Annotated in this window: 25 protein-coding genes and 2 tRNA genes; 12 read left to right on the top strand and 15 right to left on the bottom strand. The window is 68.6% G+C overall.

All coding sequences use genetic code 11. The features are described from left to right. Positions 1-152 precede the first annotated feature (152 nt). Positions 153-656, bottom strand: a complete 504-nt coding sequence (locus L1280_RS15485; RefSeq protein ID WP_253583297.1) for a CarD family transcriptional regulator — start codon at positions 654-656, stop codon at positions 153-155. A 146-nt stretch (positions 657-802) separates the two neighbouring features. After that, positions 803-1,546, bottom strand: a complete 744-nt coding sequence (locus L1280_RS15480; protein WP_253583295.1) for a HesA/MoeB/ThiF family protein — start codon at positions 1,544-1,546, stop codon at positions 803-805. A gap of 69 nt (positions 1,547-1,615) precedes the next feature. Here L1280_RS15480 and L1280_RS15475 point away from each other — a divergent pair, with 69 nt between their 5' ends. The 3 genes from L1280_RS15475 to L1280_RS15465 are packed head-to-tail and all read left to right on the top strand — an operon-like array spanning position 1,616 to position 6,088. After that, positions 1,616-2,182 (top strand): glycerol-3-phosphate acyltransferase, encoded by a 567-nt coding sequence (locus tag L1280_RS15475; protein WP_253583293.1) that lies wholly within the window; start codon positions 1,616-1,618, stop codon positions 2,180-2,182. Beyond that, positions 2,179-4,272: a hypothetical protein gene (locus L1280_RS15470; protein WP_253583292.1), complete on the top strand. Its 2,094-nt coding sequence runs from the start codon at positions 2,179-2,181 to the stop codon at positions 4,270-4,272. Before L1280_RS15475 ends, L1280_RS15470 begins: the two co-directional genes overlap by 4 nt. A gap of 49 nt (positions 4,273-4,321) precedes the next feature. Continuing rightward, on the top strand, positions 4,322-6,088 hold the full coding sequence (locus tag L1280_RS15465) for a stalk domain-containing protein (RefSeq protein WP_253583290.1): 1,767 nt from the start codon (positions 4,322-4,324) through the stop codon (positions 6,086-6,088). 99 nt (positions 6,089-6,187) lie between these two features. Here the strand turns inward: L1280_RS15465 and L1280_RS15460 are convergent, their stop codons facing one another. Genes L1280_RS15460 through L1280_RS15450 form a run of 3 tightly spaced genes read right to left on the bottom strand, consistent with a single transcriptional unit; the run spans position 6,188 to position 8,270 of the window. After that, complete coding sequence (locus tag L1280_RS15460) at positions 6,188-7,033, bottom strand: 4-(cytidine 5'-diphospho)-2-C-methyl-D-erythritol kinase (RefSeq protein WP_253583288.1); 846 nt, start codon at positions 7,031-7,033, stop codon at positions 6,188-6,190. Further along, complete coding sequence (gene ispD, locus L1280_RS15455; RefSeq protein ID WP_253583286.1) at positions 7,030-7,707, bottom strand: 2-C-methyl-D-erythritol 4-phosphate cytidylyltransferase; 678 nt, start codon at positions 7,705-7,707, stop codon at positions 7,030-7,032. Before ispD ends, L1280_RS15460 begins: the two co-directional genes overlap by 4 nt. Further along, positions 7,704-8,270: a UbiX family flavin prenyltransferase gene (locus L1280_RS15450; protein ID WP_253583285.1), complete on the bottom strand. Its 567-nt coding sequence runs from the start codon at positions 8,268-8,270 to the stop codon at positions 7,704-7,706. Before L1280_RS15450 ends, ispD begins: the two co-directional genes overlap by 4 nt. A gap of 112 nt (positions 8,271-8,382) precedes the next feature. Here L1280_RS15450 and L1280_RS15445 point away from each other — a divergent pair, with 112 nt between their 5' ends. The 6 genes from L1280_RS15445 (at position 8,383) to L1280_RS15420 (ending at position 12,414) form a co-directional block, all read left to right on the top strand. After that, on the top strand, positions 8,383-9,609 hold the full coding sequence (locus L1280_RS15445; RefSeq protein ID WP_253583284.1) for a cytochrome P450: 1,227 nt from the start codon (positions 8,383-8,385) through the stop codon (positions 9,607-9,609). Between the two features lie 6 nt (positions 9,610-9,615). Then, the gene (locus L1280_RS15440; protein ID WP_253583282.1) at positions 9,616-10,779 is read left to right on the top strand and encodes a YbfB/YjiJ family MFS transporter; all 1,164 of its coding nucleotides are present in this window, start codon (positions 9,616-9,618) and stop codon (positions 10,777-10,779) included. An 11-nt stretch (positions 10,780-10,790) separates the two neighbouring features. Continuing rightward, positions 10,791-11,393, top strand: a complete 603-nt coding sequence (locus L1280_RS15435) for a single-stranded DNA-binding protein (RefSeq protein WP_253583281.1) — start codon at positions 10,791-10,793, stop codon at positions 11,391-11,393. Positions 11,394-11,397: 4 nt separating this feature from the next. Continuing rightward, the gene (locus tag L1280_RS15430) at positions 11,398-12,159 is read left to right on the top strand and encodes a metallophosphoesterase (protein WP_253583279.1); all 762 of its coding nucleotides are present in this window, start codon (positions 11,398-11,400) and stop codon (positions 12,157-12,159) included. 100 nt (positions 12,160-12,259) lie between these two features. Beyond that, positions 12,260-12,335, top strand: a tRNA-Asp gene (locus tag L1280_RS15425). 3 nt (positions 12,336-12,338) lie between these two features. After that, positions 12,339-12,414, top strand: a tRNA-Phe gene (locus tag L1280_RS15420). A gap of 58 nt (positions 12,415-12,472) precedes the next feature. On the opposite strand, the gene L1280_RS15415 is transcribed toward L1280_RS15420, so the two are convergent. The 10 genes from L1280_RS15415 to L1280_RS15375 form a co-directional block, all read right to left on the bottom strand. After that, positions 12,473-13,711 carry a site-specific integrase gene (locus tag L1280_RS15415; protein ID WP_253583278.1) on the bottom strand — a complete coding sequence of 413 codons (1,239 nt, stop codon included), beginning with the start codon at positions 13,709-13,711 and terminating at the stop codon, positions 12,473-12,475. Positions 13,712-13,854: 143 nt separating this feature from the next. Beyond that, positions 13,855-14,031 carry an excisionase family DNA-binding protein gene (locus L1280_RS15410; protein ID WP_253583277.1) on the bottom strand — a complete coding sequence of 59 codons (177 nt, stop codon included), beginning with the start codon at positions 14,029-14,031 and terminating at the stop codon, positions 13,855-13,857. Between the two features lie 410 nt (positions 14,032-14,441). Then, positions 14,442-14,579: a hypothetical protein gene (locus tag L1280_RS15855; RefSeq protein WP_371922926.1), complete on the bottom strand. Its 138-nt coding sequence runs from the start codon at positions 14,577-14,579 to the stop codon at positions 14,442-14,444. Then, the gene (locus L1280_RS15405) at positions 14,576-15,301 is read right to left on the bottom strand and encodes a hypothetical protein (RefSeq protein WP_253583275.1); all 726 of its coding nucleotides are present in this window, start codon (positions 15,299-15,301) and stop codon (positions 14,576-14,578) included. The genes L1280_RS15855 and L1280_RS15405 overlap by 4 nt, the downstream gene beginning before the upstream one ends. Then, the gene (locus L1280_RS15400; RefSeq protein ID WP_253583274.1) at positions 15,298-16,401 is read right to left on the bottom strand and encodes a transposase; all 1,104 of its coding nucleotides are present in this window, start codon (positions 16,399-16,401) and stop codon (positions 15,298-15,300) included. Before L1280_RS15400 ends, L1280_RS15405 begins: the two co-directional genes overlap by 4 nt. A 255-nt stretch (positions 16,402-16,656) precedes the next feature. After that, positions 16,657-20,058, bottom strand: a complete 3,402-nt coding sequence (locus L1280_RS15395; RefSeq protein ID WP_253583272.1) for a DEAD/DEAH box helicase family protein — start codon at positions 20,056-20,058, stop codon at positions 16,657-16,659. 33 nt (positions 20,059-20,091) lie between these two features. After that, positions 20,092-21,309, bottom strand: coding sequence for a restriction endonuclease subunit S (locus tag L1280_RS15390; protein ID WP_253583270.1), 1,218 nt, complete (start codon positions 21,307-21,309; stop codon positions 20,092-20,094). Positions 21,310-21,324: 15 nt separating this feature from the next. Then, positions 21,325-21,681 carry a DUF86 domain-containing protein gene (locus L1280_RS15385; RefSeq protein ID WP_253583269.1) on the bottom strand — a complete coding sequence of 119 codons (357 nt, stop codon included), beginning with the start codon at positions 21,679-21,681 and terminating at the stop codon, positions 21,325-21,327. Beyond that, positions 21,671-21,985 carry a nucleotidyltransferase family protein gene (locus L1280_RS15380; protein WP_253583267.1) on the bottom strand — a complete coding sequence of 105 codons (315 nt, stop codon included), beginning with the start codon at positions 21,983-21,985 and terminating at the stop codon, positions 21,671-21,673. Before L1280_RS15380 ends, L1280_RS15385 begins: the two co-directional genes overlap by 11 nt. Before the next feature lie 9 nt (positions 21,986-21,994). After that, on the bottom strand, positions 21,995-23,461 hold the full coding sequence (locus L1280_RS15375; RefSeq protein ID WP_253583265.1) for a class I SAM-dependent DNA methyltransferase: 1,467 nt from the start codon (positions 23,459-23,461) through the stop codon (positions 21,995-21,997). 317 nt (positions 23,462-23,778) lie between these two features. Here L1280_RS15375 and L1280_RS15370 point away from each other — a divergent pair, with 317 nt between their 5' ends. The 3 genes from L1280_RS15370 to L1280_RS15360 are packed head-to-tail and all read left to right on the top strand — an operon-like array spanning position 23,779 to position 26,832. Next, positions 23,779-24,477 carry a hypothetical protein gene (locus L1280_RS15370; RefSeq protein ID WP_253583264.1) on the top strand — a complete coding sequence of 233 codons (699 nt, stop codon included), beginning with the start codon at positions 23,779-23,781 and terminating at the stop codon, positions 24,475-24,477. 25 nt (positions 24,478-24,502) lie between these two features. Further along, positions 24,503-24,910 (top strand): TerB family tellurite resistance protein, encoded by a 408-nt coding sequence (locus tag L1280_RS15365; protein WP_253583262.1) that lies wholly within the window; start codon positions 24,503-24,505, stop codon positions 24,908-24,910. Continuing rightward, complete coding sequence (locus L1280_RS15360; protein WP_253583260.1) at positions 24,910-26,832, top strand: WD40 repeat domain-containing protein; 1,923 nt, start codon at positions 24,910-24,912, stop codon at positions 26,830-26,832. The genes L1280_RS15365 and L1280_RS15360 overlap by 1 nt, the downstream gene beginning before the upstream one ends. Positions 26,833-26,840: the final 8 nt, after the last annotated feature.

The raw sequence follows: 26,840 nt of genomic DNA, 5'->3' as shown, positions 1-26,840 counted from the left end.
GTCGTAACAAGGTAACTGTACCGGAAGGTGCGGTTGGATCACCTCCTTTCTACACGCTCCGCTCCTCTTCCCACCCCCCTGGCCTCACCGCCAGATCAATCCACGCTGACCTCGTCCCCCCGGCTCCACCGGGGGGACGCGCCTTTTGGGTGTCAGTGAGGGGTCTCGGTCCAGGCGTGGTCGAGAAGAGAACGAACGTCGCAGGCATAGGGGTCTTCCAGGCCACGCACCTCCTGCTCCAGCAGCCGAATCGCGCGGCGCAGGGCTTGCCGGTCGAGGTCGGGCAGGCCGCGCTCGACATTCCAGCGCCGCAACTCGCAGGTCAGGGTGGCGAGTTCGTAGGGATCACCGCCCGCCAGAATCTCGGTCACGCGGCGGTGCCGCGCCGCCCACTGCCGGGGCAGATTGAGGGTCTGACTGTCTTGCAGGTGCCCCAGCAGCGTGGGGAGTTCGGCGGTGGTCAGCGCCGCGCGGAGGCCCGCACTCCGGGGCGAGTCGACGGGCACATACGCCTGACTCGCCGTATTGGGAAACTCGATGCGGTAGTAGGCCAGCAGCTCGCCCGCGACCGGGCGCTGGCAGGTGTCCCGCACGACCCCCAGGCCGTAGGGCGGGAGGACGACACGGTCACCGGGCTGAAAGGACGCTGTCTTCAAGGCGAATCACCCCTGGTCGGAGAGGACGCGGCGCCCCCGGCCACCGCAGCAGACAAAACCCAGCGCAGGGCTGGGCGGGGGGTTCAGGTTGGGCACAGGTGGCTGCCGGGCCGAGGCCCGAAGACAGTCACGCAGCGAAGCATGGGTCACAGTTTAGCAGAGGACGGCGCCCCTTCCTGACGCAGCCCCAGGGTCCGCACCCCCGCCGTCAGGCCGTCGAAGGTCCACAGGCGCCCCCGCAGCGGCTCGCCGACTCCGCCCAGCACCTTGAGCACTTCGAGCGCCATGACGTGCCCAACGACGGCGGGCACCGGACCGAGAACCCCCGCTTCCGCGCAGGAGAGGGCGTCGGCCGGGTCGGGGAAGATGTCGCGCAGGCCCAGGGAAGGGCCAAAGACGCTGACCAGCCCCGAGGTGCCGCTCGCCGCACCCCAGACCCACTCGCGCCCCTGCGCCGTGCAGGTGTCCGCGATGAGATACCGCGTATCGAAGTTGTCGGTGGCGTCCACCACGAGGTCGGCCCCCGCGATCAGGGCGGCGGCATTGGCCTCGTCCAGGGCGGGAACGGTCTCCACCTGCACCCAGGAGTTGAGGGCCTGAAGTCGCTCGGCGGCAGCCTGCGCCTTGGGGCGTCCCAGGTCGTGACTGCAAAAGTGCGTCTGGCGGTGCAGGTTGCTGAGGTCCACCGTGTCCCCGTCCGAGACCACCAGACGCCCCACCCCCGACCCGGCAAGGTGGAGCAGCACCGGCCCCCCCAGCCCCCCCGCGCCCACGACGAGCACGCGGGCCGCCTTCAGGCGTTCCTGCGCTCCCGCCTCCAGCCATTCGGGCACCAGCAGGGGACGCGAGTAGCGGCGCAGTTCCTCGCGGGTGAGGGGGTCCGGGGTCATGGATAGAGTCTAGAGGGCCGGGCCTGGGGCGGCACCGCGAGTGCTCGCCGCACTAGACTGCCCGCTGACATGTCGTTCCTCGTCCTCGTGCTGTCTTATCTGCTCGGCTCTTTGGTGGCCGGGGTGCTGTATTCGCGGGCGCGGGGGGAGGACATCCGGGACCGCGACTTGCCGGGCGGCAGCGGCACCTTCCGGCAGTACGGGCCACGGGCGGCCCTGCTCGTGGGCGTCCTCGACGTGCTCAAGGGGGTTGCCGCGGGCGTGCTCGCGCGGGCGCTGCTGCCGGAGGCGACCTGGGTGGGCACCCTCGGGGTGGTGCTGGGGCACTGCTATCCGGTCTTCTTCCGGTTTCGGGGTGGGGGCGGCATCGCGCCGCTGCTGGGAGCGCTCGCGGTGGTCGCGCCCGTGACCCTGGGTGGCACCCTGCTCGCCGCACTGGTTCTCATCCCGCTGTACCGGGCCACCCTGCAACGCCGGGTGGGGCTGAATGCCGTGCCGGTGGCGACGGCGCTCACCCTGCCGCTGGGCCTGTGGCTGGCGACCCGGACGGGGGGCCTGGCCGACCTGCTCGCCGGGGGCAGCGTGATGGCGCTGCGGGCCGCGCACCTGCTGGCCGGGCGGGGAGGGCGCGGGTGAGGGGGACAGGGCGCGTCCTGCTGCTCGCCCTCGCCCTGCTGGGGAGTGGGGCGGGGGCCGAGCCGGTCGTGGAGGGCCGCACCCTGCGCGAAGAGGACGGGGCCACCCTGCGTTGGGCGCGGAGTTTTCCCGAGGCGCTGGGGGAACTCAGCGTTCCCGCGAGCCTTGGGGACACGGTGTACCTGGGGGTGGGTCCCGTCGTGTACGCCTTCGGGCCGCAGGGACAGACGCTGGCCCGCTACGACCTGCCCGCCCCGGTCAGCACCCTGGACTCGTCCGGGGGCAGCCTGAGGGTCAGCGTGCGCGGCGACGGGTACGAGGAACGCTTCACCCTGACGCCCGTGCAGGGCGGCGGCGGAGTGCAGGAGCGGGTGGTGTTTCCGCCGGACCCCGCGGTGACGGGCTGGCTGCGCCGGGCGGCGGCCCTCCCCCCCGAGGAGGCGCTGGCGCAGGCGGTCGCGGAAGACCCCCTCAACCCCTTTTTGGCGCTGCGCGAGGCGCGGGCGGCACGGGGCAACCGCCTCGCGGAACTGCGGGCGGTGCGGCGGGCGCTCTCGGTGGAACTGCCCTTTCCGGCGTGGGTGCAGCTCGCCGCCGACCTCGACGCATTGGGGTTTCCGGCCGCCGCCGACGTGGCCCTCGACCGGGCGCGGCGGGACGCGGCGGCGCGGGGCTATGACCCGGAAGTGCGGGTGGGCCGGGGGGCACTGGGGGCCTACGGCAATCCCAGCGGCTATGTGGGCACCCTGCTGGCGCAGGGGCGGCTGGCGCGGGCGGACGTGTGGCTGCGCTACCTGCGCGACCTGCACCCCCGCTTCGAGGGCGGCGACGCGCTGTACGCCCGCTACGCTGACCTGCTCGAGGCCCAGGGCCGGGGCGGCGAGGCCGAGGAATGGCGGCAGTTTCGCCGGGAGCTGCGGGCGGGGACCCTCTACAACCTGGGGCCGCAGGCTCCCGACCTCGTGCGGGCGGCCACCCGCACCCTGACCCTGGCGCTGCTGCTCGCGCTGGGGGCGGCCCTGCTCGCCCTGACCGCGCGGGCGTGGCGGGCGCAGGGTGTCCAGACCCGCCCGCTGGGAGGGCGCTGGCGCGGCTGGCGGCGACCCCTGCTGCGGCTGCGGCACACCTCCGTCCTGTACGCGACCTGGACCGAACGGCTGGGACTGACCGTGCTGGCGGCCGGGCTGGCGCTCGCGCTGGCCGCCTGGGGCTGGGCGAACGCGACGGCGGCGCAGCTTCAGGAGCCCGCCCTGAATGCGGGCACCTACGGGGGCGGGTGGGGCGCGGCCCGGCTGGGCGACCTGGGGTTGCGCCCCGGCCCCGACGCCGCGCTGCTCTCGGGCCTCGCCGCGCAGCTGGACGGGGACGACACGGCCGCCCGCGCACGCTACGCCCAGGCGGCGGGGGACCCCTGTGCCCGCAACAACCTCGCGGTGATCGCGCAGGCGCGGGGGGACGCCCCGCAGGCCCGCGAGGGGTACCGCGCCGCCTTGGCCGAGCGCCCCGACCTCGCCGCCGCCGCCTACAACCTGGGGCTGGACCCCGGCACCCCCGGCACCGACTTTCAGCGGGCGCTGCGGCCGGGGCAGCCCCGGCCATGTTTCCCCGACGACCGCAGCCTGGCCCGCGCGGTGAGCGGCGACCTCGGCGTGACGCTGGGCCGCCTCGCCCGTGAGCCGCTGGCCGCCGGGCAGACGCTGGGCAGCTCCCGGCTGGGCGGGACCTTCCTCGCCGCGCTGCTGCTGGTGGGTGCCCTCGCGCTGAGCCTGCTGGTGCCGCGCCCGGCGGTGGCTGCCCGGCAGGGGCGCCCCCCCCTTTACCGACTCGCCGCGCTGCTGCTGCCGGGGGCCGCGCTGCTGGACAGTCCCTGGGGCGCGGTGCTGCTGCTCGCCTGGGGCGGCGCGGTGGCAACGCTGCTGCCTCTCGCCGGGTTGACCCGCTTCGCCCCGCCGCTGGACCTGACCGACCCGGCGGTGCGGGCCGCGCTGCTGGCCGTGCTGGCGGCGACCTACGCCCTGAACACGCTCGCCTTCGTGGGGGCCGAGCTGCGCCACGCCCGTGCCCGCCGCCGCGCCGCGCAGGCGGGGTAGGGACCCCCGCCCGCAGACAGGAGTCAGCCTCGCCCGCCATACTGCCCGGATGTTTAGCCGAGAAGGTCTTGCCCGCCCCCTGATCCCAGGCCGCCGCCGAAGTTCGCGGACCCTCCTGACCACCCTGCTGCTGGGCTTCGCCCCACTGGCCTGGGCGCAGGGCGCGGCGCAGCTCACTGTGACCACCGACCAGACGGTCGCCTACGTCAATGGCGTGGCGGCCCCCTTTCCCGCCGCGCCCCGCTTGATCGGCGGGCGCACGCTGGTGCCCCTGCGCGAGACGGCGGCGCTGCTGGGCCAGCCCGTGGCCGAGGTGGGCGGGCAGCTTCAGGTGGGCCGCCTGAACGTGGACCCGGCGCGGTCGGCGGCGTTCCTGGCGGGGGCCGCGCAGCCCTCCGGCAGCGTGGTGGACGTGGGGGGCATCGTGTACGTGCCTGTGCGCCTGCTGGCCGACGCGCTGAACGCAAACCTCAGCGTGGGCGCCGACGGCCGGACCCTGACCCTGTCGGCGCTGGCGCAGGGGGTGAGTCCCCTGGCGCCGCAGGCCCGCTTCTCCACCGACAAGACGACCTACGCGCCCGGCGAGCGGGTGGTGTACACCGAGTACGCCTTCGACCCCGACGGCGCCGACCTCACCGCGCGGCGCTGGAGCGGGCGGCAGGAGGTGTTCTTCCAGCCCGGCACCTACACGGTCACCCTGCAAGTCACCAACAGCCGGGGCCTCCAGAGTGCGCCCTTCTCGCGGACCATCCGGGTGGAGGGGCAGCCTGTGGATACCCCACTGACCTACGCCCTGCGCTACGCCGAGCCGGGCGACCGCTTCCCGGACCCGCAGATTCGCGGCTACCCGCTGGCACCCACCCAGCCCACCTTCCGCGAGAACCACCCCCTGATCTTCAGCAACAGCCCCGAGGTGCCCACCCAGAGTGGTGTTCTGTACCAGGACAGCGTGTCCGGGCGGGTGCGGCTGCTGGGGTATCACCTCAACGGCCTGAAGACGGGAGCGCGGCTGCACATCCTGGCCCGCAACCTGGAGGCCAGCCCGGTGGAACTCCGCACCGAGCGCCAGGGCGAGACGGCGCCCACCCGCATCGAGACGTTGCTGGGGCAGGTCACGCTGCTGGACTACTTCGCCAACACGGGCGGCCCCACCCTGACCTTGCCGCCCGGCGAGACGGTGCCGGTGTACGCCAGCCCCACCCTGACCCCCGGCACCGGCGTGAACGTGATGCAGGACCTCGTGGCGTCGGGGCGGGTGGAGCTGACCTTCCTGATGCTGGAAGAGGGGCTGCCCGCCACCGCGCAGGTGGCCCAGCAGCTTCCCTACCTCCCGCACGACGGCAAGCACCAGCGCGGCACCTTCGAGAACGCGGTGCGCGGCCTGCGCGTGAACCTCACCAGCCTGCCCGCCCGGTTGGTCATCGGGGACGGACAGGTGGACCCCGCGATCACCGGGGTGGACAAGCTGACCGGGCAGCCCCAGCGCCTGATGGGAAACTACGGGGTGCGCTACCACCTGGAGGTCTACGGGGCGGGCGGTACGGCGGTGGCCTTTAGCCCGCGCGGCGGCCTCTACCGGGGCGCGATGCATGTACAGGACGGCCCCCTCGCCCAGACCATCAAGCTGCCGCGCACGGGCAACGCCATCGAACCCGACCAGCCCGTGCTGCTGTGGCGCACCCAGAGTGACCGCCTCGACCTCGACCTGGTGCCCGCGAGCGGGAGCAATCTGCCCGTCAGCCTGATCTTTTACAGGGCAAACGGGGTGGGAACGGGCGTGGGGTACGGGGGGCTGTTCAAGCCGTATCAGCCGTAGGGCAGGTGGGTCGAGAAGTCCAGCCGTCGAGGGGTCGAGGGAAGTCGGGGGTGCTCGACCCCTCGACCTTTCGACTCCTCAATGGACGCGTCAACGCCCCTACAGCGTCCGCGTTGCGGCCACCCACCAGCCCGGATGCCGTGCCCGCAGAACGGCTGCCGCCGCGTGCGCCGCGTCGTCGTTCGGGGCGAGGGCAAAGCAGGTCGCGCCGCTGCCGCTCATGAGAGGAGCGCGGAGGCCCGCCGCCGTCAGCGCCTCCAGCGCCTCGCGGATGGGGGCGTGCCGGGCGGCGACGGGGCCTTGCAGGGCGTTGAAGTAGGGCACCGGCCCAGTCCCCGCCAGCCCGGTCAGGATGCCCTCCACATCGAGTTCCGGGGTGAATTCCTCCTCCCCGTCTAGCCAGGCGTAGGCGTCGCGGGCGCTGACCTCCACGCCGGGGTTAACGAGGACCAGCGGAACCTTCGGCACCGGCAGCGGTGTGAGGACCTCGCCCACGCCCTCGGCGAGCGCGGCCTGGCCCAGCAGGAAGAAGGGCACGTCGGCCCCCAACGAGAGGGCCAGCTCCGGCAGCCGCACCCCCGCCGGGTAGAGCCGCGCGAGCGCCATCAGGGTGGTCGCCGCGTCGCTGCTGCCTCCCCCCAGCCCGGAGGCGAGGGGCAGCGTCTTGTGCAGGGTGATCGCAGCGCCGCCCGGCGCTCCGGCGGCGTCCAGATAGGCCCGCGCCGCCCGGTACACGAGGTTGCGCTCGTCGGCGGGCAGCCCGGCGGTCCCCTCCACCCGCAGGGTCAGCTCCGGCGCGGGCGCGATCTCCAGCTCGTCCCCCACCCCCAGCGGCACCATCACCGTGTGCAGGTCGTGGTAGCCCCCCTGCCGCAGCCCGCGCACGCTGAGGCCGAGGTTGACTTTGGCGGGGGCGAGGTAAGTCGTCGTGACCGGGGCGCTCATTGTCCCCCAGCATCCCATACGCGGGCCAACGCTTCGGCCAGGGCGAGGTCGCCCGGCGTCGTCACCTTGAACAGCTGCGCGTCGCCAGGCACCAGCCGCACGGGGAAACCCAGCCGCGCGACGAGCCCAGCGTCGTCGGTGGCCGCGACCCCCTGTGCCCGCGCGTCCGCGTGTGCCCGCAGCAGCAGCTCGCGCCGGAACGCCTGTGGGGTCTGGACCCCCCACAGCCCCTCGCGGGGGACACCCCCGGCCCATAGCCCACCCTCGCCACGCACCAGGGTGTCCGCGACGGGCAGGGCTGCCGTCGCCGCCCCCGTCTCGGCCACCGCCTCCAGCAGCGCCCCCACCACCGCCCCCGGCAGGAAGGGCCGCGCCGCGTCGTGAACGAGGACCACGTCCGCGTCGGTGGCGGCGAGGAGCCGGGCCACGCTTTCCTGCCGCGTCTCTCCGCCCTCGACGGCACGGGCAGGGAGGCCGGGGGGCAGGTCCATTCCGGCGGGCAGCGCGACCAGCACCTCGTCTACCAGGGGCGCGAGCGCGGCCACGCTGCGGACCAGCAGGCTCACGCCCGCGACGTCCACGAACGCCTTCGGCCCCCGCCCCAGCCGGGTGCCCGACCCGGCGGCGGGAATCAGGGCAGCGGTGCGGCCCGCGAGGAGGCAGGCGCCCGTCACGCCTCCGAGTCCTTCCAGCGCCGGAAGCCCGGCACGTCCAGCCCGAACTGGTCCAGCACCCGCGCCGTGACGAAGTGCAGCAGTTCCTCCACCGTCTCCGGCGCGTGGTAGAAGCCCGGCGAGGCGGTCATCAGGGTGGCCCCCGCGTCATGGGCGGCGAGCATGTTCGTCAGCATGGGCCGGGGGAGCGGGTCCTCGCGCAGCACCAGCACCAGCGGCCGCCGTTCCTTGAGGGTGACGTGCGCCGCCCGCGAGAGCAGGTTGTCCGCGAAGCCGCCCGCCACCTTCGCCAGCGTGCCCGCGCTGCACGGCACGACCAGCATGCCGCCCATGCGGTAGGACCCGCTCGCCACGCTCGCCGCGAGGTCGCGGTCGTCGTAGACGGTGTGCGCGAGCGCCGTGAGGTCGGCCAGCGTGGGGCCGCCCGCTTCCGCCGTCATCACCCGTTTGGCCCCGCTCGTCACGATCAGGTGCGTCTCCACGCCGAGCGCGTGCAGCGCCCGCAGGATGCTCCCGGCATACGGAATCCCGCTGCCCCCACTCACGCCGACGACCAGCCGCATGGGGGAGAGGGTAGCAGGGGAGGCGCCGGGAACAGCGGGCGGAAAGCCACGGACAGAGGGCGGCCCCCCCGCTTACCCCGCGCACCCCCCGGCCCATGCTCTAGCCTGACCCATGACCCCCCCCGTGACCGCCGCCACCCTCCTCCAGGGCTACTGGCAGGGCGCCCACTTCGCGGACCCACCCCCCTACCTCGACCGGGCGCGGGCGATGTCCCCCGTCCTGTACGACCCCCCCAGCGGCATGGCCCTCCTGACCGGCCATTCGGCGGCGGGCGCGGCCCTCAAAAGTCCCCACGTCCGGACGGGCAAGTACGCCGCCGACCCCAGTTTCGCCAGCAGCGAGGCCGCCCGACTGATGGCCCCGATGATGCTCTTTCACGACGGGGCCTCGCACACGCGGCTGCGGTCGCTCGCGCAGCGGGCCTTCACGCCCAGGGTGCTGGAGGAAAGCCGCGAATTCGTCAGCGGCCTGACCGACACTCTGCTGGACGAGGCCACGCGACAGGCCGCGCAGAACGGCGGGGAGGTGGACGCCGTGGCTGCCCTCGCGGTGCCGCTGCCCGTCGCCGTGATCGTGGAAATGCTGGGGCTGTCGGGCACCGACGCCGACCGCTTCAAGACCTGGGCGGGCAGCGTGGCCGACCTGATCGGCGGGCTGAACGTGCCCCCGGAGCGCTGGGCACAGGTGGAGGCCGACGCGGGGGCGATGCGCTCCTACTTCCGTACCCTCGCGGACGACCTGCGTGCCCATCCCCGCCCCGGCCTGCTCTCGGCCCTCGCGGCGGCCGAGGACGAGGGGGGACGCCTCAGCGGGGACGAACTGCTCGCCAACGCGGTATTGCTGCTCGTCGCGGGCCACGAAACGACCTCCAACCTGCTGTCGGGCAGCCTGCTGGCCCTGTACGAGTGGCCGGGGGAGCGGGCCTGGCTGGCGGAGGACCCTGAGGCACGGGTGGGCAGCGCGGTGGAGGAACTGCTGCGCTTCCTCTCGCCCGTGCAGGGCACCGCCCGCTTCACGACCGCGCCGCTGACGCTGGAGGGGGTCGCGCTGCCGCCGGGCCTGCCGATGCTCGTCAGCCTCGCGGGGGCAAACCGGGACCCCGCCGCATACCCGGAGCCCCACACCCTGCGCCTCTCGCGGGAGAACGCCCGGACGCACCTCGCCTTTGCGTCCGGGGCGCACTACTGCCTGGGGGCGGGGCTGGCACGGATGGAGGCGGCGGTGTTCCTGACGCGCTTTCTGGCCCGCTTTCCGGGGTACCGGGTGCCCCAGCAGCCGCTGAGCTACCTCCCCAACCTGACCCTGCGGGGCCTGCGGGCGCTGCGCGTTACGCTGTAGCCCGCCGTGACCCCCGAGCCGTTCGCGCACACGCTGGGGCGGATGGTCCGCCTGTCGCTGGGCGGCGCCGTCGCGCTGGGGTTCGCCCGCTTCGCCTACGCGCTGATCCTGCCCGCCATGCGGGCGGACCTGGGCTGGTCCTTCACGCTGGCGGGGGCGCTGAATGCCGCCAACGCCGCCGGGTACCTCGTGGGGGCGCTCGCCGCGACCCGTGTGGCCGGGCGCCTGGGGCTGCCACTCACCTTCGCGGGCGGGATGGTCCTGACCGCGCTCGCGCTGCTCCTGACGGCGCTGGTGGGGGCCCCCGCTGCCGTCCTTACCTTGCGCCTCGCGGCGGGGGTGGGCGGGGCGCTGGTGTTCGTGTCGGGCGGGTCGCTGGCCGCGCTCGCGGTGCGGGCGCATCCAGCCCGCAGCGCCCTGCTGCTGGGCGTCTTTTACGGAGGCGCGGGGCTGGGCATCCTGCTCTCGGCGCTGGGGCTGCCGCCGCTGCTGGCTGCCGGGGACTGGCGGGCGGCTTGGGCGGGACTGGGGGCCGCGTCCCTCCTCGCGCTGGGGGTCGCCTGGCCCGCGCTGCGGGGGGAGGGCGGAGTGGGAGGAGCCGCCCGGTCCTCGGCCCCCGCTCCCCTCGCCCCGCTGGGATGGGCCTTGGCCGCCTATGCCTGCTTCGGGGTGGGGTACATCGCGTACATGACCTTCGTGGTGGCGTTCCTGCGCTCGGTGGGGGAGGAGCACCTCGTCACGGTGTTCTGGGCGGTGCTGGGCCTCGCCGTGATCGTCAGCCCGGCAGTGTGGGGCCGCCCGGCAACTGTGCTGCCGGGCGCGAGGGCGATGGGCGTGCAACTGCTCACGCTGGCGGTGGGGGCCACGCTCCCGCTGCTCTCCACCCACCCCGCCGCCCTGCTGCTCTCGGGCCTGCTGTTCGGCGGCAGCTTTCTGGCGGTGGTGACCTTCACGACCGTGCTGACGCGCCGGGTGCTGCCGGAGGGAGCCTGGGGCGCGGGCATCGCGGCCTTCACGGTGGTCTTCGCGGCGGGGCAGACGCTGGGGCCGCTGCTGACCGGGGCGCTCTCGGACACGGCGGGGGGGTTGCGGCTGGGGTTGGGAGCCTCGGCAGCGGTGCTGGGGCTGGGGGCCGTATTGGCGTGGCGGCAGCCGGGCGCGGCCGGGTAGACTCGGGACCTATGGCCGACCCCAACCGCACCCGTGAAGCCCTGCGAGCCGCCATGACCGCCTGGGCGGTCGCGGAGGTGCGCGGCGACCAGGCCCGCGTGACCCTGGCGCCCCACCCCCAGAGCCTCGCCCGGCACCTCGAAGCGGTGGACCCCGCCTGGGCGCTCGCCTGGGCCTGCGACAGCGTGACGCCGCCCGTGGTTCGCGCCCGCCTGACCGTGGGCGGCGCCACCCGCGAGGGCCTCGCCACCGGCCACACCCTCCCCGACGCCCGGCTGCGGGCGCTCGCCGATGCGGCCCGCTTCTTCGGCCTGGAATTGCCCGAGGAAGCGCAGTGGGTCGAGTACGACCCGGAGGACGGCCCCAACACGACCGACCTCGACGCCGAGGTGGAGGAGGGGGCAGCCCCCGCCCCCCGCGCCGCCGTGCCCCCCGCCCCCCCCCGCGACCCCCAGATGGAAAAGGCTCGGCAGCATATCCAGGACCTGATCGAGCAGCTCAAGGCGGCGGGCAAGGCGAAGGAGGCGGCCCAGGCCCTGATGCGCGGCTACGGCGAGTCGCTGGAGGAAAGCCGCGCGATCTACAAGGACCTTCAGGCCATCTTGCGCGGTTAGCGGCATGCTCAAGGTCATCGCGGTGGGGGACGTGCACGCCGACTGGCCCGCGCTGTGGGCGGCGCTGCGGGCGGCGAGCTGTGTGGACGCGGCCGGGCGGCCCACGCCCCCGGTGCTGGCGGGGCTGTATCAGGTGGTCCTGATCGGCGACCTCGTCCACCCCAAGAACGAGCGGGCCTACGAGCGCCTGACCGGGCTGCACCGCTTCGACGTGCATAACCGTGACCACCTGCTGCTGGCCGCCCGCGAGCAGGTGCGCGAGCTGGAGCGCCTGCGTGAGTATCACGCGGCTGCCCCCCACGCAGTCCACCCCATCCTCGGCAACCACGACGCGGCGGTCCTGAACCTCGACCACGTGCTGGGCACCGGGAGCGGCCTCGTCCACATCGAATTCGACCCGAATCGGGGCGGCACCATCCTCCCCGAGGGGCTGCGGCGCTGGATGGAGGGTTTCCTGCGCGAGGTGCGCCTGGGCAGCGTGCAGTTCGCCCACGTCTCGCCCCTGCCCGCCCACGCGATCTACGACGACCTTTTCTACAGCGACCCTAGCTCCAAACGCTGGTTTCGCGACACGCCCGAGTACGTGCGGCAGGCGGGCCTGAGCCTCGGCATCTACGGGCACACCCAGATGCCTACGGGCATCCGGATTGACCGGGAGGCGGGGCTGTGCCTGATCGACGCCCTCCACGCCCGGCAATACCTGGAGCTGCTGCTCGATCCTGCCGCGCATGACCCGGTGCAGGGGGTCCGGGCCATGCCGTTTTGACCTAGGGGTGGCCCTCAGCTCAGGCCGAACTGTGGCCGTGTTGACAGGGAGGGGGGTGACCGCTATCCTTGACCCCGCTGCTTTTGCGGCAGCGCGGAGTGGTCCGGTAGTGTAGCGGTTAGCATAACTGCCTGTCACGCAGTAGGTCGCGGGTTCAAATCCCGTCCGGACCGCCACCCGGCTAGGTAGCTCAGCTGGTAGAGCAAACGACTGAAAATCGTTGGGTCGCCGGTTCAAGTCCGGCCCTGGCCACCAAGAAAACCCCGTCTATGACGGGGTTTTGCTTTTGTGTTTGTCGGGGTAGGCGGGTCTTCTACTCGGCCGTGCCCATTTCGTGCCCATCTCCAGTTTCGGGGCCCTGTTGGTGCTGCTTGTCGGCGATGGACAGGTCGAGGGTCAGGTCGGCGCGCTCCTCCGGGCTGACCGTGCGGTACACCCGCTGCGTAAACGCCGGATCGGTGTGTCCCACCTGATCACTGATCAGGCGGCCGTCCGTGCGCCTACGGAACTGGAGGGTCACATAGGTGTGGCGCAGGACGTGGGTGCCCCGGTACGGCACATTTGCCCTTTCGCACAGCGTGGTCATCGGCCTGTACACGGTGTCTGGCAGAATGAAGTTCCCCCGGGTATTGACGAAAACCGCGTCCGTTTCGACGTACTGCTCGGGATAGGCCTCGCGCGCCAGCCGCCGCTGCCCGCGCTGCTCCTTGAGGATCTCCAGTGCGTCGCCGGAGACGCGGATGACCCGGTCGGACTCGGCCGTCTTGACCGGTCCGTGCGCTCGGTGACCGTTACGGCTCTGCAACGTCTCCTCGATCCGGATGATGCCGGTGTCGAGGTCCACGTTCCCCCACCGCAACCCGAGCACCTCGCCGATCCGCATTCCCGTGGCCAACTGGAAGCAGAAGGCCCGCCCCAGCCAGTTGCGCCGTGCTGCGGCGTAGAACCGAGACGCTTCTTCCTCGGTCCAGGCCTTGGGGATCGTGCCCTTGGGCCTGCCCCGTTCCTGCATAGCGCGGGTGTGTCGCGGCTTAATCACCTCCGCCGGGTTCCTGGCCACCAAGCCGTGCTTCACCGCGTCTTCGAGCAACATCTTCGTCAGCGTGCTGAGCTGTTTACGCATGCTCGTGCTCAGCTCCTTCCCCTTGCGCTTAGGGTTGCGCTCGTCCTGCTGCCGCGCTTCGAGGTAGAGCCGCTCGATGTCGTACGGCGTCAGGGTATGCAACTTGCGAGCACCCAGAGCGGGCTTGATGTGCATCTGGTACATCGAACGCTGGCCCCGCACATACGACCAGGAGTACAGCGCCTCCCGGGCGTTCAGCCAGCGGGTCGCGTACTCGTCGAGGGTCGTGTCCGTGCTGGGCGTGTAGAGCTGGCGCTGGGCGTCGACGCGCGCCTGCTCGCGCTGGCGGCTCGCTTCAGTCACCGTGGCGGCCGTCCCCGTTACCCGCTGCCGCGTGCCGTTCGGAAGGTTCACCACGGTACGCCACTGGTAGTGCCCGCTGCCGAGTTGTCGAATGCCTATTGGGAGTTTCTTACGTTTTTTGGTCATTTGAGGCCTATTGAAATCGTCACTTCCTATCGGAAAGAAGTGGGAAGAGGGAACGAGGTCTTATAGTCGTGTGAGCCTTTAATCGCAATCAGTCTCGTTTAAATACAAGAGATCAGAACTTTAAGCGGCTCCGACCTCTTTCGCTACTGCCGGGACAGGAACTCTTTGAGTGCCCACACCGGCACGATCTGTTTGCGGCCCACCTGGATGGCGTACAGCGAGCCGCCCTTGATCAGTTTCCGCACCGCTCTCACCTTGAGGTTGAGGCGTTCAGCGACCTCCTCGACGCTGAACGCGAGCCGGTCCTTGTACAGATTCACGTCGGTTGTCATTGAAACCCCCGTTTTTTGCAGCTAGCTAGGCCAGGCACGGGAGTCTTTACACTGGGTTTGGCGTGAGTAGCTAATTCAAAACGTCAATGGAGTCATTTCGACTCCATTGACGTGGCCGCCTGAGTGTTAGTTGCTCTAGAGAATACGCCTTATGCCATGACGCTGAGGCGACACGCAATAACATGCAACTGCCACCTGCAAATTTTCTCTGAACAACCTATATGCGCTTACGCGCGGACAGCCGCGATCCGGCTGCCATGTTAGAGGTCCGCCTGGGGCGGGACTTTCATACCAAATTCAGCGTAGCGCACATGCTGGCGACCTGCAACATGAGTCGCTTGCTTTCTGCTGACGCATTCAGAGCAGGAGGCGTTGAAACCAACGGCGTAGCCCAGGGGTCAGCCACCCTGCCCCTTGATGCGCCGTGCCGCCTCAAGCGTCCTCTGCCCGTAGGTCTGTCCTCCGTGCTGGGCGTCCCACTTGGGCCTGTACCGCGCCGACTGCCTGAAGAGCACATCGAGGTCCGAGTCGGTCATCCCAGACCCCCCCAGTACAGGAGCATCAGCAGCAGCCGGAGGTCACCTTCCGAGGCGCTCGGCGCGGCATCCGGCTCGGCGTCCCAGAGGGCCCGGAAGGCTGGTCCACTCCCTGCGGCCCTGGCCCGCTGGAGCAGGTGTTCGTGGGAAACGCTCAGGCCTGGCAGAGCGGGCCGGGCTGCAAGGTAGGACTTCGTTCTTTCCCGGTGCCACTGCCCCAGCACTCCGGTCAGATCGGGCCAGGGGTCTGGAGCGTGCTGCACCACGTTCCCCGTGACCGTGAGAAAGCCGGAGCTGATCAGCTCCACCCCCGGTTGCCTGCGCCAGCCGCCAGGCACGAGCCCGCGCACCAGGGCATGGAGGCCCTGCCCGCTCGGGCTGCGCTCGACATAGGCTCCCGAGCCGAGCGGCTGGAGGACAGCGTGTGCGTGGGGTATCAGCTCACCGCTGGGCGAGAAGCAGTCGTCCAGGTCGAGCCCCGTCACCCCGAGCGCATCGTCAAGCGCGATGCCGATGCCGTCCGCCTGCCCGCTCCTCACGAGGGCCAGGGCGTCTTCCAAGTGAAGCCAGGAGGTAGGCCGGAGGGGATCGCACGGCCGCAGCTCGCCCCCCCTGTACATCTGGGGCACCTTGCCGAGCTTGCCGTTGGGTCTGGGAACCCGCCGCCAGGGCAGGAACCGCTGGGCTTCCCGCAGTCTGGCAGGCAATGGGGGAACGTTCACGCCTTCGCCTCCCTCCCCTCCCGTGTCCACGGTGCCGTGCGGCGGGCCTCGGCCATGAGTTCGGCCAGCCCCAGCCGTTGGATGACCTGTGCGGCGTTGACGTGCGCGTGTACCGGGCCGTGAACCGGGCAGACGAAGACGCCGCCATGCCCGGGTCGGTCTCCCCAGCGGTAGCAGCGGGCACAGCGCAGGCTGGTGTAGGCCGGGTCCACGCGGACGACGGGGACCCCGACCTCATAGCAGGTCTGCGGCAGCCAGCTCAGCAGGAAGTCGGCGATGCCCAGTTCGGTGGACGCCCACCGGAAGCGGCTCTGCATGTCCGGCAGGGTCAGCTGCTCGACGCACACCACCGACGCACGTGGGAGCTGATCGGCCATCAGCGTCTCCCACTGCCGCCTCGCCTCACCGTAGATCAGCAGGTGATGCAGCCGCCGGGCGAGGTGCCGGGAGCGATCATCCCGGAAGGCTGTCTCGAGGCGGCGGTCGCTGGGCCGCAGCAGCTTGGTCGCGTAGAGGGCCAGATGTTCGTGGCCCGCACAGGCCGCCAGCGGCCGGACGCCCACGTCGATGCCCACGGCGGTGTCGCGGGGTGCATCGTCGGACAGCTGGGTATGCACCTCGAACGCCAGCGTGACCGTCCACCCGCCGCCCTGGGTCCTGCTGAATACCGTGCGGTCGGGGAACCAGACGGCGTGCTGGAGCAGGGGAGACTGCACGTGGGCCAACCCGCGGGTGAGCCGTGGGCCAGCGCGGACGGCCTCGAACAGCTGGGCCCACCACGCGTGGCGGTCAGGGTCGTCGGCGCGCAGGGCCTGGGCGAGGGCCACCACGTCATGCTGGCGGAAGCGGGGGGAGGCGAACAGCAGCGCCCGGTAGGCGGCGGTGGGGAGCCGGAAGAGGTTGACCTGAAGGAGGGTGCCAGCTAGTTCGGCCCCGAAATCATCGATGATCTGCCAATCATCTGGCGTCCGCAGGGTGTACGCGGGGCCTCGGCAGCCCGAGGGTGATTCAGCGGCGGGGCGGAGGGCCCCCGTCCGGATCAGGCGCTGCATGTGGGCGGTGGGGTGACCGAGAATCGGCAGGTTGTACGTCGCGAGCATGGGAAGCCTCGCCGGGAAACCACGCCCGGCAGGGAGAGAACGAACACGTCACGGGGACGCCGGGAGTCAGGCGGCGCGGGCATGAGGTCAAGGGATTATTCACTTGATTGCGGGTTGTTCTTGCCGGTCGTGGGCGCAGCCCCGACCGGCAGGTCCCCTGAGGCCCATCGGGGTCAGCGGAAATGAAAAAGGCCTCCCAGGAGGGAAGCCCAAGGGGTTGCTGGCTGTTTGAGCGAGGTGGGGTCGCGCGGACCCTCAGGCCTGGGCTGGGAAGGTGGCCCGCGCCAGCCTCCGGACCAGGGTGACAAGCCCATCTGCGTCGGCGGCTTGGAAGACTCCATCGACACCCTGGGGATGGGCATTTGTAAACGGAGGTTCGTAGAGGGCGGAAACAGAAACGCTGCCCCTCCGGGTGAGCATCTCGACGAGGTTCTCGACGAAGCGGATTTGCTTGGCATTGAACACCTGGGTGTCGAGGTAGTGAGCGAACGCCTGCCGGGCGGCTTGCCGGTCAAGACCCACAAGACTGCGGATAAAGGTCGCGAGGTTGTCCTGCTGGCCGTAGACCTCCTCGAAGACCTCGCGCGACTCGATCTCGCTGGCCTCGAACAGCAGCACTTCCAAGGCCTCGAGGTCCGCCGCCGTCAGGGGCTCGGCATGCCGGACCTTGCGGACGACGGGGTGCTCCTGCTGCCCGCGCAAGAACGCCTCGACCTTCTTGCGATACTGCGCCTCGTTGACCTGCCCGGCGAGGTCGGGAAAGACCGTGAGGCTGCTGCCGACGATCTCGTCCTGGAAGTCGGTGTAGATCGCGGTGCGGTTCTCCCGGTCGAGGAGGGTGACCAGGCCCCGCACCCGCTCGCGCATGTCTTCCAGCGCGGAGGGCGTCAAGCTGGCCCAGGTCGCCTCGTCCTGAAGGCGGCCCAGCAGCCCGGCCTGGGCCGCTACATCGGGAATGCTGGTCTTTGGGGCGAGGCCCCCCGCAATCTGCTGGACCTGGCGTTGCAGGCGTGCGGCGTCCTTGCCGTCCGTCAACCGGGCGAGATGCAGCTTCGCGACGAGGCCGTCGAAGCGGCGTGCGCCCTCATCCCCGGTCTGCACGCCCGACGGCAGCCCGCTCACGTGGCGGCCCAGGTCGAGGAGGTCCACCTCCGTCAGCGCGTCCCACCGCGCCCGGTCGAGATAGGGCTCCACCAGGTCGCGCACCTGACGCACCATGAAGCTCTCCAGCGGGATGCCCCTGACCCGCTCGTGGAGGACGTCCGCCGTCCTCGTGTAGAGCTGCCGGGCCTCCTCGTCGGTCGCGCGCAAGGGGGCGAGCACCCGCAGCAGGTCGAGCTGCACCTTGAACGTCCGCTGGAGGACCGGCTCGGCGACCTTACTCTCCACCCCGTCCGGATTCAGGGAGAAGAACTGGAGGTTGCCGCAGTAGTCCAGCACGGTGAAGTGCGTCTTGTCCTGTCCGGGGCCGAAGAGGTCAGGGCGGAGGCGGGTGCCGCGCCCCACCATCTGCATGAACTTAGTTTTGGAGCGCACGACCTTGAACAGCACGAGGTTGACCACTTCAGGCACGTCGATCCCGGTGTCGAGCATGTCCACACTCACGGCGATGGTGGGTTGCCCTGACGGTTTGGAGAAGTCGTCGATCAGCGTGCCCGCGTAGCGGTCGTAGTTGTCGATCACCCGCGCGAAGTTGTGCAGATGCGGAAAGTTGGCCTCGAAGCGTTCGACGATGTACAGGGCGTGCTTGTGGTTCGCCGCGAAGACGATGGTCTTGCCCAGCACGTCCCCGCCCTGCACCTTGAGGCCCAGGGTCATCAGGTCTTTGAGCACCTCGTCCACCGTACTCTGGTTGAACAGCCACTGGTTGATCTCCGCCGCTGCGATCTCCTCGCGCCTGCCGCCCACCTCGTCCCACTCCAGCGCGTCAAACTCGTCCTTCTCTTCCTCGCTGAGGTCGGCGTAGCGGATGCCGCGTTGCAGAAACCGGGGCGTGCGGTCCTGCCCGCGCGGGGGCACCAGGTACCCGCCCTGCACCGCTTCCTCGAGGCCGTAGGAGAACAGGGGCACGCCGTCTTCCATGTTGAAGAGGCGGTAGGTGTTGCGGTCCACCTCGTCCTTGGGGGTGGCGGTCAGGCCCAGCAGGTAGGCATCGAAGTAGGAAAAGATCGCACCGAACTTGCGGTACACGCTGCGGTGCGCCTCGTCCACGATCACGAGGTCGAAGTGCCCTGGCCCGAACACCTTCTCGCCGCTGCTGAGCTGTCCGGACTCGATCATGCCGAGCATGGTCTGGTACGTGCTGACGACGACGCGGGCCGTCTCCGCCCCCTCCTTGTCCCCCAGCAGGTTGTGGACGCCGCCGGGAATGAACTTGCCGAACACCCCGACCGTCTGCTTGACGAGGGCCTGCCGGTCGGCCAGGAACAGCACCCGCTTGACCCACCCCGCCCGCATGAGCAGTTCGATGATGGCCGCCGCCGTGCGGGTCTTGCCCGTGCCCGTCGCCATCACGATCAAGCCCCGGCGCTGCCGCCCGGTGAGGCGCTCGGTGAAGGCCCGCACCGCGAGATGCTGATAGGGCCGCTCCACGATCTCGTTCTGGATGGCGTGGTCGGCCAGGGGCAGGCGCGTCTGCCGCCGCCCTATGGCCAGCTCCAGCTCGTCCGCCGTGTAGAACCCGGCGACTTCTCGCGGGGGGTAACCGCCCTGTGGGGCGAAGGCCGCATCGTCCCACAGGAACGTCCGGGTGCCGTTGGTGTAGAAGATGACGGGCCGCCGCCCGAACTGCGCTTCTAAGCGGTCGGCGTACAGCTTGGCCTGCTGGCGGCCGTCCTCGGCGTTCACGCTGGTCTTCTTGGCCTCCACGACCGCGAGGGGTCGCCCGTCCACGCCCCACAGCACGTAATCCACGTAGCCGTTGCCGCTGGCCGTGGGCATCCCCGTCACGGGATACTCGCGGACGTTGTCCTCGTCCGGCTCCCACCCGGCCTCGCGCAGGAGCACGTCGATCAACCGCTCGCGGGTGGCCTTCTCGCTGGTCGCCAGGGAAACGGGGCGGCCCGCGTTGCGGCCCTTGCGGGCGCGGACCTGCACCCGCAGCGTACCCAGTTCGGCCTCGTACCCTTCCACCTGACGGCGCAACTCCTCCCGCTCGGTCTGCTCGCGGGCGAGGCGGCCTTCCAGGTCTTCCAGTTGCTTGCGCGACAGCCGGGACGCATCCGCTGCGGGCAGGGGCACCAGCGCCTCGTTGAAGTCGTCGGGCAGCGTGGCCGTCTCGTCGGCCCCGTAGTTCCAGGCGAACCAGCGGGCGACATACCACAGGTCGCGCACGGTGCCCATCGCCTGCCCCGAAGTGACCTCCCGCGCCCCGTGGACCGCCTGATTGCCCTCGCGCCGCACGAGATCCGCGTGGGGCTGCACCTGCGAGGGCACCAGCCGGGTAAACGCGTCCGAGCGCAGCAGGGCGTTCAGGCTGTTGTCGTAGGGCTTCGGGCTGAATTCCGGGTCGTTGGTGAACAGCCACCCGACCAGCCCCTCCAGCGCCCGCCGCGCATGGAAGCTCGCCGTGCGCGGGTCGCTGCGGACATAGCCCTCGGCCAGCGCCGCCGCCTGAAACAGTTCGGGCCACTCCTGCAAGAACGCGAAATTCGACAAGGAAGCACCTCGGGGGAGATGGGGAAGGGGAGGCTAGCTCAGGGTGAGTTCTCGCAGGTTAAGCTTGCCGGAGAAGGCGCGGGTTTGGAGCGAGGAGAGCAAAACACCCTCGGTTTGTCTTGCGTGTAGTGCCGCATCGGTCAAGGAATCAATCTCAGCAAAGACCGTCTGAAGTTTACGTTGCTCAGATACTTCAGGAAGGTCGAACTCCAAAGCAGAGATGATGCCCATGTTGAGACCGTCCATAATCGCCCCTCGTGCAGATGCCCCCATTTGCTTTAGGACAGAAGGGTTGTATATCAGCGTAGCGTGAAGGTATTCGGGTAGGCACTGTTCATTTAAAGACATTGCACAAAGGTGCTTTGTATTGATAGCGGTCGGGATGTTACTTGGAACAATGGCGACCCTGCCGCAGGTTCCCATGATTGTTACTAGAACATCTCCTGGATGAACGGTGTAACGTCTAAGTCCTTCGTACTTCTCTGGTGTGATATATCGCTCGCCGGTATAGCGGAAACGATTCTTGACAGCATTATCGATGCCTAGCACCATAATTCCGCTGGGGTCATCAACAAACTCTGAGTGGAGCAGTTGACTACCGAATGGCCCAGTCCGCATTCCGCCTCTGTGAGGGTCTATAAGGTCACTGACCCTCACTCGCACACTCGAAGCTTGGCTCTCTGCTAAATGATGGATGTAGGCAGATTCTCGAAGTGCTTCCAACCCCTCGATACTCCGCTCCCGCTTTTGCCGAAGCGCGTCCACTTCATCCAGCACCGCCGCAATCCGCTGCTGGACGGGGAGGGGGGGGAGGGGAATTTCAATGTCCTCAACGATAGTTTTGGACACTTCTTTGAAAGTAGCCCCACGCCCAAGACTGTTTAGATAGGATGTTTGTGATTTTAACCAGTGGTAAAGATAGCTAGCGTCCAGGGCTCCTTGCTTCGGGATTAAGCTCTTGAAGCCTTGGTTCGTTGCCATTGGAATGGCGTTGATGGCAACGTGTCCTATCGGAGCACGTGAACTTAGTAGTACGGAGTTGGGCGGTAGCAATATTGTTGAACAACTCTTATATCCCTTCTCTGTAATATAAGATTCTGTCTCAGAAATATATTTTCTTCCTAGTCCGCTCAAGTCTTTAGGCGTTGCCCAGGCAATATCTCCATCCCAATACTCATCTACGCCTGTTTTCGGAGTGGCACCAGAAACAACAGTGGCAATATCCCCAAGCCTCACCCTCTCCCACGTCATGCCAGCATCTCCCATCTACTCCTTGGTCGTCTCACGGTTCAATTGCTCCAGCCAGGCCTGAGCCTCGGCGCTCAGCACGGGCAGATGGTCATGGATCACCGTCCACACCACGGCGTTGCTGACGCGGGCGTAATTGTGAATCAGGATGTTGCGAAAACCGACGATCTGCCGGGCCGCGCCCAGCGGGGCCTGCGGCTCGACCTTCAGCACCTGCGCGACCGCCTCGCCCACGATGCCCAGTTGCCGCTCGACGGCGGAGGACCGCAGCACGTCGTCCTGGTACTGCTCGTAACTCAGGCCGTCCACGAACTGCCCGATCAGCCTGCTCGCCTTGACGATGTCGTGCAGCCAGGTGCGGAGGTCAACGGGCATAGAGGTTCACACGCTCGCGCCGGACCCGCGCCTCGAAATACGGGTTGTCCAGCGCCTCAGCCTCGATCAGGTCCACCGGAGCGGCGAGCGTGTCCTGAAGGGCGGCCAGCAGCGACAGGTAGGCCCGCCCGTGCTCCAGCGGCGGCAGCGGCTCGAACTCGACCAGAAAGTCGTAGTCGTGGGCGTCCGCCGCGCCACGCGCCACGCTGCCGAACAGGTCGAGCCGCCGGACCCGGTGCGCCCGCGCCAGGTCGCGCAGGTGCTCCAGCCGTGGCCCGCTGGGGAACGTGGGGGAGGCCGCCATAGCCATACTTTAGGCCAGCATCTCCCGCAGCCGCTTCAGCCCGGCCTGAATCTCGGCTTCCAGCGCATCGAGGTCGTCCAGAATCTTCTCAGGCGCGTCGTACTCCACCGCCTCGTGCTGCGTCTCCTTGTACCGGTTGATGCTCAGGTCGTACCCGTTGGCCTTGATCTCCGCCTTGGGCACGAAGAAGCTCTGGTCGGTGCGCTGCCGCGTCCGTTCCTCATCCCGGTGGTGCCAGCGGTGAACGATGTCGGGGATGTCGTTCTCGGCGGTGGGGTTGCGCTTGTCGTCCAGCGTGTAGCCGTCGGCCTTCATGTCGTAGAACCACACGTCACCCGTGCCGCCGCGTCCCGTCTTGGTAAAGATCATGATCGCGGTGGACACGCCCGCGTAGGGCCGGAACACGCCGCTCGGCAGGCTGATGATGCCGTCGAGCTTGTGCCCTTCCACGAGGGTTTCCCGAATCTGCCGGTGCGCCTTGCTGCTGCCGAACAGCACGCCGTCGGGCACGATCACGGCGGCCCGCCCACCCGGCTTGAGCAGTCGCAAGAACAGGGCCAGGAACAGCAGTTCGGTCTTCTTCGTCTTGACGATGCTGGTGAGGTCCTTGGCGACGCTGTTCTCGTCCAGGCTGCCCTTGAAGGGCGGGTTGGCGAGAATCAAGGTGTAGAGGTCGCTGTCCTCGCTGTGGTCGCTGCTCAAGGAATCCTTGTTGCGGATGTCCGGGTTGGGAATGCCGTGCAGCAGCATGTTCATGGCCGCCACGCGCAGCATGGTGTGGTCGAAGTCGAAGCCGTGGAAGGCGGCGTTCTCGAAGTGCTGTTTCAGCGCGGGGTCGCTGTAGATCTCGGTCTCGTAATGCTCGCGCAGGTATTCCTCGCTGCCCACCAGAAAGCCCGCTGTGCCGCAGGCCGGGTCGCAGATGGTGTCCTGCGGCTTGGGGCGCATCAGGTCCACCATCATCCGGATAATGTGCCGGGGCGTGCGGAATTGACCGTTCTGCCCGGCGGTGGCGAGTTTGCTCAGCAGGTACTCGTACAGGTCACCTTTGGTGTCCCGGTCCTGCATGGGAATCTTGTCGAGGCCGTCCACCACCCGGGCCAGCACCCCCGCCTTCTCGGGCGGCAGGGTAAAGCGGGCGTCCCGCATGTGCTTGGCAAACGCGCTGTGCTCGCCGCCGAGCTGCCGCATCCAGGGAAAGATCGTCTCGGTGAGCACCCGGTACATGGCCGGTGCCCCGAGGTGCTTGAAGTTCTTCCAGCGGTACTCGTGCATCTGATCGGTGAAGACGGGATTTTCGATCGGCTCCCCGAGGCGGGTGGCGCGGGCCTCGCGGGCGGTGTGCGTCTCGTCCAGGCCCTTAAGGAACAGCAGGTAGGTAAGTTGCTCGACCACTTCCAGAGGGTTGCTGATGCCGCCCGCCCAGAACGCGTTCCAGACGGCATCGACCTTGTTCTTAACTTCGCCGGTGATCATTGCCCTCCAGGGTAGTGCGAACAGGGGGGAGGCGGGCCCCAAGTTGCGACGTTGCCGTTTGCTAGGGCAGGCGACGAGCCACTGACACTGAACGCGCAGGCAGGTGGCCCTCATGGTTTGAGAACCTCAGGCCCGAGCCAAGCCTGAGCTACTTGCTCCCGCTACCCCATCAACCTCAGAGATGGGTACAGCCCCCCTACCTGGGGGTGCAGAACCCACCACAAATGCGGCACAGATGAGGGCGCCGGGGGGAGAAACTGGGGGCACGGCAGGACGTCCCAGCTTTGCCCTCTACGCATCCCCTCAGGAGAGTCACCATGAGCAGCCCCACAGATCACCGCATCGCCACAGCGCAGCAGCTCCTCGGCACCCTGAACTCCTTGAGTGGCATGGGCGTCCAACTGGCCAGCCGTCTGGCCACGGAGGAAGACCGTCGGCACTTTCTCGAGGAAGCCCAGCGAGGAGCGATCCAAAAGGTGCTGGAGGCGGCCCAGTCCGCCGTGGCGGTCAACCCAGATGCTCCGGCGGAGGTCGACTCCCCAGACCTTCAGGTGCAAGACGTGCGGCCGCGGGCAGATGGACCTCCCTCCGGCAACGTCGATCTGGTGAGTCTTGGCGTGGGGATGTTCACGGGCGGTGCTGGAGGCGCAGTCACCGCTCAGGCAGCGCTGGCCGCCGCTCAACACATCAGTGAAGCCTTCGTGGACTACGCCAAGACGGCCCAGGTGGAAGCCACCAAGCGTGCCCACATTGATGCCTGGCGTCAGGCCACCGTCGAGCAGATCACCTCGACGCGGCGAGTGATGGAGATCTACCTGGAACGGACCTTTGACGAGCGCCGGGAGAACTTTGATCGGATGTTTGATGCCCTCGACGCCGCGCAGGAACGTGGGGACCTCAAGGGCATGCAACTGATGCTGTCGGGAATTCTCGATCTGGCCAAATCCAGTCCCTTCAAGGATTTGGCCGAGTTCCAGCAGCAGCTTAACAACCCGGATTTCGTGCTCGAGCTCTGACGTCACCCCATTCCAGGAGCCAACCATGTTTGCAGACCTGCTCGATTCAGCGCAGAAACACACCCTCGTCCAAGTCCTTTGTGAAGTCGCGGCCGCAGACGGCCAGATCCTCGAGGTGGAGCGCGAACTGATCCACCGCTACGCATTGTCCCTCGGGCTATCGGCAGAGGCCTTGGAGGGCACGCTGGTGCAGCCGCAGCGCCCGGACACCTTGGAGGACTACCCTGACGCCGCCAAGAGAATCATCTACCTCGAAGCAGCCACTCTGGCGATGCTCGATGCGGAACTGGCGGACAAAGAGGTTCAGACGCTGGAGCGGCTCGCAGACCGCCTGGGCCTGAGCCGGACGATGGCCCAGCGCCTCGAGCAGCATGTGCAGCAGGGCTTCGACTGGAACGCGGCAGGCTTGCGCTTGGTCGAGGAAGGCTGCTGATGCCGTTGCCCTTGATTTGGGCGGTGGGAGCGCTCGCCGCAGGAGCAGTCAAGAAGGGGATTGATGGGGGGTTGGCCCTCAAGGAAGCCAAGGAAACGCAGGAACTCGCCACTGCCCGGGCCAAGGCGGCAGAGCGGAAATTTGAGTTGCGGCTCTTGGCGGTGAAGCAGCACGCTCAGGAACTGGAAGAGCAGAAGATCGCCGTGCTGGGGGGCGTGATTGCCGACTTCGTACGGTTGTGGGAGCGTCAGAAGCAGCGCGCCAACGTCACGGACAAAGACTTTACCCTCAGGCTGAACATGACGCCCGAGAGCTTGGAGGAGTTCCGTGGAATTGGGACGACCAGCCTCGAGGTCGCCAGTGGGGTCATGAAGGCTGGTGCAGCGGGGGTCGGCGCAGGCGTCGGTGTCGTGGGTGCGGTGTCCGCTCTCGGGGCGGCCAGCACAGGGGCAGCCATTAGTGGCTTGAGTGGTGCGGCGGCCAACAGTGCCCTGTTGGCGTGGCTGGGGGGAGGCACCCTTGCATCCGGCGGCGGGGGCATGGCGCTGGGAGCAGTTGTGGCTGGCGGCCTTTTCGTGGCGCCTGCGGCCCTGGTGGGGTCTCTGATCGTCGCGAAGAAGGGTGAGGAAGCGAAGACGGCCGCCCATAAGTATGCCGCTGATGTAGAGATTTATAGAGAGGACGTCAAGCGCCGCTGCACAGAACTCAATGGCATTGAGATGCGCATGGATGAGGTGGCTCACGTCATCTCGGAACTGGTCCGCCGCCTCAGGGCAGCCATTCGGCAGTGTGAGGCTGACGAGGCGGCCATGAACGGCAACGTCGTCTTGGAGCACTTCTATAGGGCAGCCAGTCTGGCCAAGACGCTGTCGGCCTTGTTGACCGTGCCGATCATTGACGAGCAGGTCAGTGCTTCGGAAGAGTCGGATCAGGTCGTGAGGGACGCGCAAAACGCAATCGGTCAGGCCCCCACCCCTTCCTCCGGGGAGGCGCCTCCCGCTTCACGGCAGCCTGAGGTGACTTCCACAGTTCACTCCCGTGCCAGCCGCATCCAACTGACGATCAAAAATGAACATCCGATTCACCGGGAGGGCAACCAAGTGATTGCTTTTGCCGGTTCCTCGGTCGTCGTCGCCTCTGACCAGGACATTGAGGTTCTTGGCCGTACCAGTGGGCGCCAGCAGGGCCTTCTGGAGGGCCATACACGGACGGTCTCGGACCTGTGTGCGGCTCCCAGTGAAGGCCTCCTCGCTTCTGGGTCCCGGGACCGGACGGCACGGGTATGGCGTCTGTCGGATGGCACCACCGTGCAGACCTTCAGCTGGAATGATCGTTACGCTCAGGCGGTGGCATTTTCTCCAGACGCTGCCCGAGTGGCGGTGGCGTATGGCGGTGGCGTCACGAAACTTTATGAGGTCCAGACCGGGAAGGAACTGGTTTCTGCCGAAGGGCCTGACAGTGAAATCGTGGCGCTGTCATTCAGTCCAGATGGACAGGGTCTGGCGACAGCGTTTGCCGAGGGCATAGTCCACGTCTACGACACCACGTCTGGGACAAGCCGTAAGACGTTGCAACACGGAGGACTACTCACGGACGTGACCTTTAGTCCCGACGGGAGGTACCTCGCGACGGCATCGGAAGACCGGACTGCCCGTGTCTGGAACACCGAGACCTGGGGCGAGGAACACAGCTTTGAGTGGAACAGGCGCTATGTGTACGCCGTCGCTTTCCACCCCACCTTGCCGGTGTTGGCGACCGCCTTCGCCGATGGTGTGGTCAAGCTGTGGCACCTGCCGACCGGGGAGGAACTGCTGGAAGTCGGAGAGCCCGGAGAGGGAGCCTTCACGTTGGCCTTTAATGGGGAAGGCACCAACTTAATGGTTGGCCGACACGACCGCATCAGCCGTTACCGCTTTGCCTGACAAGGGAG

The sequence above is a fragment of the Deinococcus sp. HSC-46F16 genome (genome assembly GCF_024171495.1).
In the GTDB taxonomy this organism is placed as follows: Bacteria; Deinococcota; Deinococci; order Deinococcales; family Deinococcaceae; genus Deinococcus.
This window is presented reverse-complemented; position numbering and strand designations above follow the sequence as displayed.

Coding starts and splice junctions, on each gene's coding strand:
- L1280_RS15360 (WP_253583260.1), top strand. CDS start 24,910: ATGCCGTTGCCCTTGATTTGGGCGGTGGGAGCGCTCGCCGCAGGAGCA.
- L1280_RS15855 (WP_371922926.1), bottom strand. CDS start 14,579: ATGACCGACTCGGACCTCGATGTGCTCTTCAGGCAGTCGGCGCGGTAC.
- L1280_RS15370 (WP_253583264.1), top strand. CDS start 23,779: ATGAGCAGCCCCACAGATCACCGCATCGCCACAGCGCAGCAGCTCCTC.
- L1280_RS15475 (WP_253583293.1), top strand. CDS start 1,616: ATGTCGTTCCTCGTCCTCGTGCTGTCTTATCTGCTCGGCTCTTTGGTG.
- L1280_RS15380 (WP_253583267.1), bottom strand. CDS start 21,985: ATGGCGGCCTCCCCCACGTTCCCCAGCGGGCCACGGCTGGAGCACCTG.
- L1280_RS15460 (WP_253583288.1), bottom strand. CDS start 7,033: ATGAGCGCCCCGGTCACGACGACTTACCTCGCCCCCGCCAAAGTCAAC.
- L1280_RS15480 (WP_253583295.1), bottom strand. CDS start 1,546: ATGACCCCGGACCCCCTCACCCGCGAGGAACTGCGCCGCTACTCGCGT.
- L1280_RS15385 (WP_253583269.1), bottom strand. CDS start 21,681: ATGCCCGTTGACCTCCGCACCTGGCTGCACGACATCGTCAAGGCGAGC.
- L1280_RS15445 (WP_253583284.1), top strand. CDS start 8,383: ATGACCCCCCCCGTGACCGCCGCCACCCTCCTCCAGGGCTACTGGCAG.
- L1280_RS15400 (WP_253583274.1), bottom strand. CDS start 16,401: ATGCTCGCGACGTACAACCTGCCGATTCTCGGTCACCCCACCGCCCAC.
- L1280_RS15435 (WP_253583281.1), top strand. CDS start 10,791: ATGGCCGACCCCAACCGCACCCGTGAAGCCCTGCGAGCCGCCATGACC.
- L1280_RS15390 (WP_253583270.1), bottom strand. CDS start 21,309: ATGACGTGGGAGAGGGTGAGGCTTGGGGATATTGCCACTGTTGTTTCT.
- L1280_RS15365 (WP_253583262.1), top strand. CDS start 24,503: ATGTTTGCAGACCTGCTCGATTCAGCGCAGAAACACACCCTCGTCCAA.
- L1280_RS15430 (WP_253583279.1), top strand. CDS start 11,398: ATGCTCAAGGTCATCGCGGTGGGGGACGTGCACGCCGACTGGCCCGCG.
- L1280_RS15375 (WP_253583265.1), bottom strand. CDS start 23,461: ATGATCACCGGCGAAGTTAAGAACAAGGTCGATGCCGTCTGGAACGCG.
- L1280_RS15465 (WP_253583290.1), top strand. CDS start 4,322: ATGTTTAGCCGAGAAGGTCTTGCCCGCCCCCTGATCCCAGGCCGCCGC.
- L1280_RS15415 (WP_253583278.1), bottom strand. CDS start 13,711: ATGACCAAAAAACGTAAGAAACTCCCAATAGGCATTCGACAACTCGGC.
- L1280_RS15450 (WP_253583285.1), bottom strand. CDS start 8,270: ATGCGGCTGGTCGTCGGCGTGAGTGGGGGCAGCGGGATTCCGTATGCC.